Origin of the sequence: Streptomyces sp. NRRL S-340, assembly GCF_000720185.1 — a bacterium.
Taxonomy (GTDB): Bacteria; Actinomycetota; Actinomycetes; order Streptomycetales; family Streptomycetaceae; genus Streptomyces.
Genome location: NZ_JOIY01000024.1, coordinates 1 through 11102 on the forward strand (window position 1 = coordinate 1; position 11102 = coordinate 11102).

The 11102-nt window shown below is 70.9% G+C and carries 12 protein-coding genes and 5 tRNA genes; 3 read left to right on the forward strand and 14 right to left on the reverse strand.

From position 1 onward, the window contains the following. The first annotated feature begins 58 nt into the window (after positions 1 to 58). A complete protein-coding gene (locus IG64_RS19515) occupies positions 59 to 262 on the forward strand; it encodes a hypothetical protein (protein ID WP_037857982.1) in 204 nt (67 codons plus the stop codon). Positions 263 to 368: 106 nt separating this feature from the next. Here IG64_RS19515 and IG64_RS19520 read toward each other — a convergent pair whose 3' ends face one another. The 4 genes from IG64_RS19520 to leuC form a co-directional block, all read right to left on the reverse strand. Beyond that, on the reverse strand, positions 369 to 1007 hold the full coding sequence (locus IG64_RS19520; protein WP_037857983.1) for an HU family DNA-binding protein: 639 nt from the start codon (positions 1005 to 1007) through the stop codon (positions 369 to 371). A 136-nt stretch (positions 1008 to 1143) separates the two neighbouring features. Then, the gene (locus tag IG64_RS19525) at positions 1144 to 1374 is read right to left on the reverse strand and encodes a hypothetical protein (protein WP_037857985.1); all 231 of its coding nucleotides are present in this window, start codon (positions 1372 to 1374) and stop codon (positions 1144 to 1146) included. Between the two features lie 252 nt (positions 1375 to 1626). Next, positions 1627 to 2220, reverse strand: coding sequence for a 3-isopropylmalate dehydratase small subunit (gene leuD, locus IG64_RS19530; RefSeq protein WP_037857987.1), 594 nt, complete (start codon positions 2218 to 2220; stop codon positions 1627 to 1629). A gap of 6 nt (positions 2221 to 2226) precedes the next feature. After that, the gene (leuC, locus tag IG64_RS19535) at positions 2227 to 3657 is read right to left on the reverse strand and encodes a 3-isopropylmalate dehydratase large subunit (RefSeq protein ID WP_037857990.1); all 1431 of its coding nucleotides are present in this window, start codon (positions 3655 to 3657) and stop codon (positions 2227 to 2229) included. 188 nt (positions 3658 to 3845) lie between these two features. Here leuC and ndgR point away from each other — a divergent pair, with 188 nt between their 5' ends. Then, on the forward strand, positions 3846 to 4562 hold the full coding sequence (gene ndgR / locus IG64_RS19540) for an IclR family transcriptional regulator NdgR (protein WP_037857994.1): 717 nt from the start codon (positions 3846 to 3848) through the stop codon (positions 4560 to 4562). 408 nt (positions 4563 to 4970) lie between these two features. Here ndgR and IG64_RS19545 read toward each other — a convergent pair whose 3' ends face one another. Then, positions 4971 to 5456, reverse strand: coding sequence for a DUF4188 domain-containing protein (locus IG64_RS19545; RefSeq protein WP_199811626.1), 486 nt, complete (start codon positions 5454 to 5456; stop codon positions 4971 to 4973). 109 nt (positions 5457 to 5565) lie between these two features. Here IG64_RS19545 and IG64_RS19550 point away from each other — a divergent pair, with 109 nt between their 5' ends. Beyond that, positions 5566 to 6219, forward strand: a complete 654-nt coding sequence (locus IG64_RS19550) for a MerR family transcriptional regulator (protein ID WP_037857995.1) — start codon at positions 5566 to 5568, stop codon at positions 6217 to 6219. A 56-nt stretch (positions 6220 to 6275) separates the two neighbouring features. Here the strand turns inward: IG64_RS19550 and IG64_RS19555 are convergent. The 9 genes from IG64_RS19555 to IG64_RS19595 all read right to left on the reverse strand — a co-directional run bounded on the left by IG64_RS19555 (position 6276) and on the right by IG64_RS19595 (position 10664). Next, positions 6276 to 6348: transfer RNA gene (locus IG64_RS19555), tRNA-Glu, on the reverse strand. A gap of 44 nt (positions 6349 to 6392) precedes the next feature. Continuing rightward, positions 6393 to 6464, reverse strand: a tRNA-Gln gene (locus IG64_RS19560). 21 nt (positions 6465 to 6485) lie between these two features. Beyond that, a tRNA-Glu gene (locus IG64_RS19565) sits at positions 6486 to 6558 on the reverse strand. A 62-nt stretch (positions 6559 to 6620) separates the two neighbouring features. Beyond that, positions 6621 to 6693: transfer RNA gene (locus tag IG64_RS19570), tRNA-Glu, on the reverse strand. Positions 6694 to 6736: 43 nt separating this feature from the next. Continuing rightward, a tRNA-Gln gene (locus IG64_RS19575) sits at positions 6737 to 6808 on the reverse strand. Positions 6809 to 6900: 92 nt separating this feature from the next. Beyond that, positions 6901 to 7632 carry an HAD family hydrolase gene (locus tag IG64_RS19580; RefSeq protein WP_037857997.1) on the reverse strand — a complete coding sequence of 244 codons (732 nt, stop codon included), beginning with the start codon at positions 7630 to 7632 and terminating at the stop codon, positions 6901 to 6903. Between the two features lie 310 nt (positions 7633 to 7942). Further along, on the reverse strand, positions 7943 to 9427 hold the full coding sequence (gene gltX / locus IG64_RS19585; RefSeq protein WP_078884102.1) for a glutamate--tRNA ligase: 1485 nt from the start codon (positions 9425 to 9427) through the stop codon (positions 7943 to 7945). Then, the gene (locus IG64_RS19590) at positions 9420 to 10205 is read right to left on the reverse strand and encodes a fumarylacetoacetate hydrolase family protein (protein WP_037858000.1); all 786 of its coding nucleotides are present in this window, start codon (positions 10203 to 10205) and stop codon (positions 9420 to 9422) included. Before IG64_RS19590 ends, gltX begins: the two co-directional genes overlap by 8 nt. 270 nt (positions 10206 to 10475) lie before the next feature. Continuing rightward, a complete protein-coding gene (locus IG64_RS19595) occupies positions 10476 to 10664 on the reverse strand; it encodes a hypothetical protein (RefSeq protein ID WP_037858003.1) in 189 nt (62 codons plus the stop codon). Positions 10665 to 11102 lie beyond the last annotated feature (438 nt).

Here is an 11102-nt window from a genome sequence, read left to right on the forward strand (position 1 = left end):
GGGCAGGGGCGGGCGGGCAGGGGCGGGCGGGCTCCGGAGGGGGCAGTAGGCTGCCGTCATGCAGGCCACCGCATACACGTACGACGCCGAGAGCCGCAGCGGACAGGTGCTCCTGGACGACGGCACGCCGGTGCCCTTCGACGCCGGGGCGTTCGACGCGGGGGGTCTGCGGCTGCTGCGCCCGGGCCAGCGGGTGCGGATCGAGACCGAGGGTGAGGGCAGCGGCCTGCGGATCACGCTGGTGACGCTGCAGACCTTCTGACCTCGCCGGACGCGGCCGGGCCTCCGTGAGCGGGCGAACGGCCGCCGCACATGCCGCGGGCCGGGCTCCCTCGGGAGTCCGGCCCGGCGCGTGAGTACCCGGTCGCCTACTTGCTGCGGGCGGTCTTCTTGGCGGCGGTCTTGCGGGCGGTCGACTTCTTGGCCGGGGCCTTCTTCGCCGTCGCCTTCTTGGCCGGGGCCTTCTTGGCCGCGGTCTTCTTCGCGGCACCCGCCGCGGTGGTCTTCTTGGCGGCGGGCGTCGCCTTCTTCGCCGCGGCCGTCGTCTTCTTGGCGGTGGTCTTCTTCGCGGCACCCGCCGCCGTGGTCTTCTTGGCGGCGGCCTTCTTCGCGGCGCCCGTCGTCTTCTTGGCGGCGGCCTTCTTGCCCACCGCCTTGGCGATGGTGGCGGGCGGCCCGGACAGGCTGCCCTTGGGGGCCTTCTTCACCGCGATGTCGTTCTTCGGCAGCTTCTTCGAGCCGCTCACCAGGTCCTTGAAGCCCTGACCGGCCCGGAAGCGGGGAACGGAGGTCTTCTTGACCCGCACCCGCTCACCCGTCTGCGGGTTGCGGGCGTAGCGGGCGGGGCGGTCCACCTTCTCGAAGGACCCGAAGCCGGTGACCGAGACCCGGTCTCCCGCGACGACCGCGCGGACGATGGCGTCCAGTACCGCGTCGACGGCGTCGGCGGCCTGCTGCCGGCCACCCATCTTGTCGGCAATCGCTTCTACGAGCTGCGCCTTGTTCACGTCTTCCCCTTCGGAGACCTGGCCGGAACGAAAGTGTTCAAGCTTTTTCGCACGTTAGGCAGATATATACCGCAAATCAAACACGAAACGGGCTAATCACCCTTGTGCCGCAACGGACTCGGCGGTCTCGGGCTGTTCAGCCTTCCCCGCCGGGGATTCGGCCCTCGTCGAGGTCCGCGGTGAACCGCTCCAGACGCCTGGTCGCACCGGCGAGATCGTGCTTGGCCGCGGCCGTAATGACCAGCAGCTTCCGGGTCAGCGCCATCCGTACGCCCTCCGGGACTTGCAGTGCGCGCACCCTTCGGTGCGCTTCCTTGAGTTGGGCCGCGACCGCCGTATAGAGCTCGAGTTGGCCGTCGTTGTCCATGCACAGATTGTGCCATCTGGGGCGAGTTGTCGCCTGCGCAGGGGGCAACTGCCGCCGTCGGCGGGGTTTCCGGCCCGCTCGCCGACCGAGGACACGGCCCTCACGTACCCCGGCAACAACCGTCCTAACGTGGGAAGTTGGCGCGTGGCACGGCGGCGCGCCGAAAGGGGAGGGCCCGGAAACGGCTGTACCCCCGATCGTGGCGATCGGGGGTACAGCGGCGTCCGGCGTGGCCGAAACTCGACGTCCAGGTCAGACCGGGAGGGTCCGCGGCTTGAAGGAAGGACGCTTCGCCTCGTAGGCGGCGATCTCGTCCTCGTTCTGCAGGGTGATCGAGATGTCGTCCAGGCCGTTCAGCAGCCGCCAGCGGGAGTTCTCGTCCAGCTCGAAGGAGGCGGTGATCCCCTCGGCGCGCACCTCACGCGCCTGGAGGTCCACCGTGATCTCGGCAGTCGGGTCCTTCTCGGTCAGCTCCCACAGCGCGTCCACGGTCTGCTGCTCCAGGACCACCGTGAGCAGGCCGTTCTTCAGCGAGTTGCCCCGGAAGATGTCGGCGAAGCGGGAGGAGATCACGGTCTTGAAGCCGTAGTTCTGCAGCGCCCAGACGGCGTGCTCGCGGGAGGACCCGGTGCCGAAGTCGGGGCCGGCGACCAGGACGGTGGCGCCCTGCCGCTCGGGGCGGTTGAGCACGAACTCGGGGTCCTTGCGCCAGGCCTCGAACAGCCCGTCCTCGAAGCCGTCCCGGGTGACCTTCTTGAGCCAGTGGGCGGGGATGATCTGGTCGGTGTCGACGTTGCTGCGGCGCAGCGGGACGGCCCGGCCGGTGTGCGTGGTGAATGCTTCCATGACTGATCAGACTCCAGCGGGCGTGGGGACGTCGGCGTCGGACAGGTCGGCCGGGGAGGCCAGGTGACCGAGGACCGCGGTCGCGGCGGCGACCTGCGGCGACACCAGGTGCGTACGGCCGCCCTTGCCCTGCCTGCCCTCGAAGTTGCGGTTGGAGGTGGAGGCGGAGCGCTCGCCCGGGGCCAGCTGGTCCGGGTTCATGCCCAGGCACATGGAACAGCCCGCGTGCCGCCACTCGGCGCCGGCCTCCTTGAAGACCACGTCCAGACCTTCGGAGACGGCCTGGAGGCCCACCCGGGCAGAACCCGGCACGACCAGCATGCGTACGCCCTCGGCGACTTTGCGGCCCCGCACGATGCCGGCGGCGGCGCGCAGGTCCTCGATGCGGCCGTTGGTGCAAGAGCCTACGAAGACGGTGTCCACCTTGATGGAGCGCAGCGGCTGACCGGCGTCCAACCCCATGTACTCCAGGGCCTTTTCGGCGGCCAGCCGCTCCGAGGCGTCTTCGTACGAAGCCGGGTCGGGGACCCGCGCCGAAAGCGGTGCGCCCTGGCCGGGGTTGGTGCCCCAGGTGACGAACGGGGACAGCTCGGCGGCGTCGATGACCACCTCGGCGTCGAACTCGGCGTCGTCGTCCGTGCGCAGCGTCTTCCAGTACGCGACCGCCGCGTCCCAGTCCTCGCCCTCGGGGGCGTGCGGGCGGCCCTTCAGGTAGGCGAAGGTCGTCTCGTCGGGGGCGATCATGCCCGCGCGGGCGCCGGCCTCGATCGACATGTTGCAGATGGTCATCCGGGCCTCCATCGAGAGCTTCTCGATGGCGGAGCCGCGGTACTCCAGGATGTAGCCCTGGCCGCCCCCGGTGCCGATCTTCGCGATGATCGCCAGGATCAGGTCCTTGGCGGTGACGCCCTCGGGCAGTTCGCCGTCGACGGTGATCGCCATGGTCTTCGGGCGGGCCAGCGGCAGCGTCTGGGTGGCCAGCACGTGCTCGACCTGGGACGTTCCGATGCCGAACGCCAGCGCGCCGAACGCGCCGTGCGTGGAGGTGTGCGAGTCGCCGCAGACGACGGTGGTGCCGGGCTGGGTCAGGCCCAGCTGGGGGCCGACCACGTGCACGACGCCCTGCTCGACGTCGCCCAGCGGGTGCAGGCGGACACCGAAGTCGGCGCAGTTCTTGCGCAGCGTCTCCAGCTGGGCGCGGGAGACCGGGTCCGCGATGGGCTTGTCGATGTCGAGGGTGGGGGTGTTGTGGTCCTCGGTGGCGATGGTCAGGTCGAGCCGGCGCACGCCGCGCCCGCTCTTGCGGAGGCCGTCGAAGGCCTGGGGGCTGGTCACCTCGTGCAGCAGGTGCAGATCGATGAAGAGGAGGTCGGGCTCGCCCTCGGCGCGCCGGACGACGTGGTCGTCCCAGACCTTCTCCGCGAGTGTCCTACCCATCGCTTTCCCTCCGGCCGGACGCACGGGGCGCCGGCCCAACTAGATCTTGGGGTGGCGGCACCCGCGTCCCCCCTCAAGGGCAGCCGCCGCCGGGCCCGCCGGTCCACGGGCCGCTGTGTCTTCCAGGGTGGCGCGTTCCACGGAAAATTGAACTTGCGTTTCACAGAGTGAGACGCGAGTATCGTTTCATGGACAACAGTAGCGGCGTCGGCGTCCTGGACAAGGCAGCCCTTGTCCTGAGCGCCCTGGAGTCCGGTCCGGCCACCCTCGCGGGTCTGGTCGCGGCGACCGGACTGGCACGACCCACGGCCCACCGGCTGGCCGTGGCCCTGGAGCACCACCGCATGGTCGCGCGCGACATGCAGGGCCGTTTCATTCTCGGCCCCCGCCTCGCGGAACTGGCCGCCGCGGCGGGTGAGGACCGTCTCCTCGCCACGGCCGGTCCGGTGCTCACCCACCTCCGTGACGTCACGGGCGAGAGCGCGCAGCTCTACCGCCGCCAGGGCGAGATGCGCATCTGCGTGGCGGCGGCGGAGCGGCTGTCCGGCCTGCGGGACACGGTCCCGGTCGGTTCGACGCTCACCATGAAGGCGGGTTCGTCGGCCCAGGTGCTGATGGCCTGGGAGGAGCCGGAGCGGCTGCACCGCGGCCTGCAGGGGGCCCGCTTCACGGCGACGGCCCTGTCGGGCGTGCGGCGCCGGGGCTGGGCCCAGTCGATCGGTGAGCGCGAGCCGGGCGTCGCGTCCGTCTCCGCGCCGGTGCGCGGCCCGTCGAACCGCGTGGTGGCCGCCGTGTCCGTCTCCGGCCCCATCGAGCGCCTGTCGCGCCACCCCGGCCGGATGCACGCCCAGGCCGTCATCGACGCCGCCGCCCGCCTCTCCGAGGCGCTGCGCCGCTCCGGCTGACCCCGTCCGCCCCGCGTCCGCACGCAAGGGCCGGCCCCGACGCCGCGGCCGGCACTTCTGCGGACGCCGTACGTTCCTTGCCCCGTCCACCCCTCCCGGCCCGAGCCCGGTCTGCCCCCGCCGCCGCCTTCCCGCGGCAGCGGGGGCAGACGTGGCTGTGGTGGCCTGCGTGGCCAGTGTGTCCGGCGTGGTGACCGGCAGGCGGTGCTCCGGCAGAGCCGCAGCACCGCCCGAGCCGTCCCGGCGATGAGGTCCGCCGTGCCGCACCGGTGAGATCCCCGGCGGCCCCGCCGTCGGGGCCGGCCATGACTCCCCCTCACTCCGCGCAGCCGTCGGGACCGGCCACGGCTCCCCCGGCCGACCGTCACCGTTCCGCCCGGCGCCGCCCCCCCCCTCTTGCGGCCCGCCTCACGCCATCCGCAGGCGCTCCCCCGCCCGTTCTCCCTTGCGGCCCACCGGGACGACCTCCGTGGCCCGGGCCAGGCCGTACGGGGGCATGTTGACGTAGACGGCCTCGTGCGAGCCGGCCGGGACGACGTACGTCTCGTGCCAGAAGCCGACCTTGCCCCTGCCCTCGCGCAGCCTGTGGTTGAAGGCGGCCCAGGCGGGACGGTGACTGCGGTCGGGGGCGGCGGCGTAGGCGAGGAGCTTCTCCTTCGACTCCCAGTACTGCACCAGGTACGTCTCCCGCGGCCCGGCCAGCAGGGTCTTCACGCCGAGCAGTCCGCTGTTCTCGTCCTCCTTCAGTTCCCGGATCATCGGAGCCATGGCCCGGGCCACCGGCCACCAACTGCGCACTGCGGTGAAGTCGTTGATCCTCATCCCGATGAGGAAGACCACCACCCCGCTCCCGCTCGCCGCGGTCATCCGCCCCTCGATCGGCTTGTCGCTCATGAGCGATTCCCCTCTCCCCTCGGCCGACCTACTGGATAGCCGCGCTATCCATGATTGGATCGTGCCACTCTCCAACGAACGAGGCAAGCGGGAAAGGCCACGGCACGGAATGCGACTGGCGGAGCTGAGCGCACGCAGCGGGGTGTCCCGGGCGACGATCAAGTACTACCTGCGGGAAGGGCTGCTGCACCCCGGCCGCCGGGTCACGGCCACGGAGGCGGAGTACGACGAGGAGCACCTGCGACGCCTGCGGCTGGTGCGTGCCCTGATCCAGGTGGGGCGGATCCCCGTGAAATCGGCGCGCGAGGTGCTCGCCGCGCTGGCGGACGAGGACCTGGACCGCAACCAGCGCCTCGGCACCGCCGTGTGGGCCCTGCCGCACGGCCCGGCGCCCGACGAGAGCGACCCGGCCACCGGGGCGGCCCGGCGGACCGCGGGCGAACTCCTGCGGCGGATGGGCTGGTCGTCGTACGGCGAGACGGACGGCGGGGCGCCGCCCGCACCGGCGTACGCGATGCTGGTCACCGCGATCACCACGCTCTCCCGGCTCGGCTACCCCTGCGCCACCGACGACTTGGAGCCCTACGCCCGGGCGATGGAGCGGATCGCGGCCACCGACTTGGACCTGGTGGAGCGGTACGGGACGCCCGACGAGCAGGTCGAGGCGGCGGTGGCGCTGACCGTGCTGTACGAGCCGGTGCTGCTCAGCCTGCGCCGGCTGGCGGAGTCCGAGGAGTCGCGCCGCCGGTTCGACGGCAGGTGATCCGGGTCCGGACACGCCGAAGGGCCCTCCCGAGGGAGGGCCCTTCTCGCGTCTTGTACCCCCGACCGGATTCGAACCGGCGCTACCGCCTTGAGAGGGCGGCGTGCTAGGCCGCTACACAACGGGGGCGTGGACACTGCAAGCGTTCAATACTGCACCGCCGCAGGTCCGAGCTGGTCTACCTGGACTCGAACCAAGACTAACTGAACCAGAATCAGTCGTGCTGCCAATTACACCATAGACCAATGATGGTTTAGACCAGTCAGTACCCCCGACCGGATTCGAACCGGCGCTACCGCCTTGAGAGGGCGGCGTGCTAGGCCGCTACACAACGGGGGCCCTAGCGATCCTGCATCGAAGTCAGTGGGAGCTACCCTGGCTGTCCTCGCGGGAAGGATCTGTACCCCCGACCGGATTCGAACCGGCGCTACTGCCTTGAGAGGGCAGCGTGCTAGGCCGCTACACAACGGGGGCTTTGCGGATGAGATCCGCTGGTGCAGACTGAAGCGTCTGCGAGCTGGCCTACCTGGACTCGAACCAAGACTAACTGAACCAGAATCAGTCGTGCTGCCAATTACACCATAGGCCACTGGAACGCAAGCCCCTACGGGGTTTTTGTTCTAGTACTGCGCCCTCGGGTTTCCGGCCTTCCGGCCCGCTCCCCGCGGCGCAGGAAGAACATTACCTGAAGGTGGACGGGGCTCCAAAACGAGTATCGGCGCCGAGCAGCGCGGGCAGTTCGGAGAGGGACGCGATCCGGCGCGGTCCGGCGGGCGGGTCGAGCGTCACACGGGACCCGCCGCGGTCGATCCACACCGACAGCAACCCGGCGTCGGCGGCTCCGCGTCCGTCGATCTCCGGGTGGTCACCGACGTACGCCACCTCGTGCGGGGGCAGGCGCAGGACGTCGCAGGCCGCGAGGAAGGCGCCGGCCTCGGGCTTGGAGACGCCCAGCTCGGCGGCGCACAGGACGGCCTCGAAACGGTCGCGCACGCCGAGGGCGCGCAGTTTGCGGTCCTGGACGACGAGGCTGGAGTTGGACAGCACCGCGTGCCGGTGGCTCGCGGCCAGGGCGTCGAGGACGGGCAGCACGTCCGGGAAGAGCGCCCAGGCGGCCTCGTAGTGCGCCACGTACCGGTCGAACCAGGCGTCGGCCTCGGCGTCCGTGAGGTCCAGGCCCAGGAAGACGCGGGTGCGGTCGCGCCGCTGTGTGACGAAGTCGACCTCGCCGGCGGCGAAGCGGGCCCACTGCCGGTCGGTGATCTCCCGCCACCGCACCAGGGCCTCCTCCGCGGAGCCGTACCCGGCGAGCAGGCCCTCGGCCACCAGGTGGGCGCGCATGCCCGCGCGGTCCGCGCTCGTGTAGTCGAAGAGGGTGTCGTCCACGTCCCAGACCACCGCGCGAATGCTCATGATCCGACGGTAACGCCGGGGGGCCGCCCGCGTCCGCCGGAACGGGCAAGGGCGGCGCGCCCGCGTCCGCCGGGACGGCGAAGCGGCGGCGCCCGGAGGTCCGGGTGCCGCCCCTTGCTCGTGCCGGGGCCCGCCGGGCCCTGTCGTCGGATTCCCGCCTGCCCGCGACGCCTGGCACACCCTCCCGCCGCACCGGACGAGAGCCCGGGCACGCCCAGTACGAGGACTTCCGCCCGGCGCACCGGGAGCACGCACCGGACGCCGCCGCAGGGCCGCCCTGCGGGCGACGACGGGAAGGTGACGCCAGGACCTAGGCCGCGAGCCTCGCCAGTGCCGCGTCGATCCTGGCCAGCGTCTTCTCCTGGCCCAGGACCTCCAGGGACTCGAAGAGCGGCAGGCCGACCGTGCGGCCGGTGACGGCGACGCGGACCGGCGCCTGCGCCTTGCCGAGCTTGAGGCCGTGCGCCTCACCTGCGGCCAGGACGGCCTCCTTCAGGGAGTCCGGGGACGTCCAGTCGGCCGCCCGGAGCTTCTCGCGGGCCGTGCGCAGGAGCGCGTCGCTGCCCTCCTTCATCGCCTTCGCCCAGCTCGCCTCGTCGAAGACCGGCTCGGGCAGGAAGAGGAAGTCGACGTTGTCGGTGATCTCGGAGAGCACCTTCAGGCGGGTCTGCGCGTGCGGAGCGATGGCCTGCCACTTGGCCTGGTCGAAGTCCTCGGGCGCCCAGGGGGCGAAGGGGGCCGTCAGCCAGGGCGCGCAGCGCTCGGTGAAGTCCTTCACGTCGAGCAGGCGGATGTGGTCGGCGTTGATCGCCTCGCACTTCTTGAGGTCGAAGCGGGCCGGGTTGGGGTTCACGTCCTTGATGTCGAAGGCCGCGACCATCTCCTCGACCGAGAAGACGTCCTGGTCGGCGGAGAGCGACCAGCCCAGCAGGGAGAGGTAGTTGAGCAGGCCCTCGGGCAGGAAACCGCGCTCGCGGTACAGGTTGAGCGAGGACTGCGGGTCGCGCTTGGAGAGCTTCTTGTTGCCCTCGCCCATGACGTAGGGCAGGTGGCCGAAGGCGGGGATCTCCTTGGCGACGCCCAGCTCGATCAGCGCCTTGTAGAGGGCGATCTGGCGCGGGGTGGAGGAGAGCAGGTCCTCGCCGCGCAGGACGTGGGTGATCTCCATGAGGGCGTCGTCGACCGGGTTGACGAGCGTGTACAGCGGGGCGCCGTTGGCGCGGACGATGCCGTAGTCCGGGACGTTCTCGGGGAGGTAGGTGATCTCGCCGCGCACCAGGTCGTCGAAGGTGATCGTCTCGTCGGGCATGCGGAAGCGGACGATCGGGGCGCGGCCCTCGGCCTCGTACTGCCTGACCTGCTCGGCGCTCAGCTCGCGGCAGTGGCCGTCGTAGCCGGACGGCTTGCCGGCGGCGCGGGCGGCCTCGCGGCGGCTGTCCAGCTCCTCCTGGGAGCAGTAGCAGCGGTAGGCGTGGCCGGCGTCCAGGAGCTTCTGGGCGACGTCCTTGTACAGGTCCATGCGCTGCGACTGGCGGTAGGGCGCGTGCGGGCCGCCGACCTCGGGGCCCTCGTCCCAGTCGAAGCCCAGCCAGCGCATCGAATCCAGCAGCTGCTGGTACGACTCCTCGGAGTCGCGGGCCGCGTCGGTGTCCTCGATGCGGAAGACCAGGGTGCCCTGGTGGTGGCGCGCGAAGGCCCAGTTGAACAGGGCGGTGCGGACCAGGCCCACGTGGGGGTTACCGGTGGGCGAGGGGCAGAAACGGACGCGTACGGGGGAGCCGGATGCGCTAGCCACGCTTGACAACCTTGTTGGTGAGAGTGCCGATGCCTTCGATGGTGACGGCGACCTCGTCGCCGACGCTGAGGGGGCCGACCCCTGCCGGGGTGCCCGTGAGGATCACGTCGCCGGGGAGCAGCGTCATGGCCTCGGAGATGTTGACGATCAGATCCTCGATGGGGTGGATCATCTCGCTGGTGCGGCCCAGTTGCCGCTGCTCGCCGTTGACGGTGAGCTGGATGGTCAGGTCGGCCGCGGCGGCGAGGTCGAGGTCCGTCTCCACCCAGGGGCCGAGCGGGCAGGAGCTGTCGAAGCCCTTGGCCCGGGCCCACTGCTTCTCGCGCCGCTGGACGTCGCGGGCGGTGATGTCGTTGGCGCAGGTGTAGCCGAAGACCACGTCCTTGACGCGGTCGCGCGGGACCTCGCGGCACATGCGGCCGATGACGACGGCCAGCTCGGCCTCGTGGTGCAGTTCCTCGGTGAAGGAGGGGTACTGGATCGGGTCGCCGGGGCCGATCACCGAGGTGGAGGGCTTGAAGAAGGCGAACGGGGCGTCGGGCACCTCGTTGCCGAGTTCGCGGGCGTGCTCGGCGTAGTTGCGACCGAAGGCGACGACCTTGTTGGGCAGCACCGGCGGCAGCAGCCGCACCTTGCTCAGCGGCACCTTGGTGCCGGAGAGCTCGAAGTCCGCGAACGGGATGCCCTTGATGATGTCGAGGACGAGCTGGTCCGGCTGGTCGCCCTCGACCGCGCCGAAGGCGACGTTCCCGTCGATGGAGAACCTGGCGATGCGCACGGGTTGCTTGGCCCCTTGACTGAGCTGGCTGGAGTCTGACGCTCCAGGCTAACGCGGCGGGCGGCCCGCGCCTCGCGCATCGCGGTGCGGCAGGGGCGTACATGACGAAGGGGCGCCCCTTCGTGAGGGGGCGCCCCTGTCCCGCGGTGGCTCTCCGGCGGCGGCGCCGCTTCGCCCGGGGGCCGCCCGGGCGGGGGCGGTCTGCCCGGCGGCCGTGGCGGCGGACGGCTGTTCCGCGGCCGTGGGCGGTCATCCGGCGGCCGTGACCGTTTATTCGGCGGCCGTGGCCGCGACCGGGATCTCCATGAGGACGGTGCGCCGCGGGTTGGCCGTCTGGGCGGGCAGGGAGACGGGGTGTTCCGGCAGCTGAGGCGTCTGCAGCGCTTCGGCGTCCTCCAGGTGCGCCAGCGTGGTGCGCCGGGGGTTGGCTATGGTGCGGAACATCATCGTCGTCTTCACGGTGGTGGCAGACCTTGTCGTGTACAGGCGCCCGGAGGGCCTCGGGACCCCTGCGCGGGCGCGGGTGGGCAGTTGCACGCCTTATGTAAAGCGTCAGGCTAAACGTGCAATTCCCGGCCGAAGACGTGAAGAGACCGTGATCTCCATGTGAGTTTGCTCACGGCACCCTCGACAATCCGGACAATTCCTGGCCGAGGTTCGCCCCGATAAAACGGACATTAACCACCTGAAGCCGTCATTCCGCTCCCGATCATGGCGACTGGGACACCTGTGACGGCTCATCGGCTCGTAGAGATATGTCCGGTATGGGGGAGGTCACTTTCCACATCTCGTAACCCGCTCCTCACGCGCTGTCACAGAGGTCACAGGCTGGCCCACATGCCTTGTTGGAGATCCTGCACTGTGCTGGAATGCCACGGACCGCCGCGGGATCGAGCC

Coding starts and splice junctions, on each gene's coding strand:
- IG64_RS19515 (WP_037857982.1), top strand. CDS start 59: ATGCAGGCCACCGCATACACGTACGACGCCGAGAGCCGCAGCGGACAG.
- IG64_RS19525 (WP_037857985.1), bottom strand. CDS start 1,374: ATGGACAACGACGGCCAACTCGAGCTCTATACGGCGGTCGCGGCCCAA.
- leuD (WP_037857987.1), bottom strand. CDS start 2,220: ATGGAAGCATTCACCACGCACACCGGCCGGGCCGTCCCGCTGCGCCGC.
- leuC (WP_037857990.1), bottom strand. CDS start 3,657: ATGGGTAGGACACTCGCGGAGAAGGTCTGGGACGACCACGTCGTCCGG.
- ndgR (WP_037857994.1), top strand. CDS start 3,846: ATGGACAACAGTAGCGGCGTCGGCGTCCTGGACAAGGCAGCCCTTGTC.
- IG64_RS19545 (WP_199811626.1), bottom strand. CDS start 5,456: ATGAGCGACAAGCCGATCGAGGGGCGGATGACCGCGGCGAGCGGGAGC.
- IG64_RS19550 (WP_037857995.1), top strand. CDS start 5,566: ATGCGACTGGCGGAGCTGAGCGCACGCAGCGGGGTGTCCCGGGCGACG.
- IG64_RS19580 (WP_037857997.1), bottom strand. CDS start 7,632: ATGAGCATTCGCGCGGTGGTCTGGGACGTGGACGACACCCTCTTCGAC.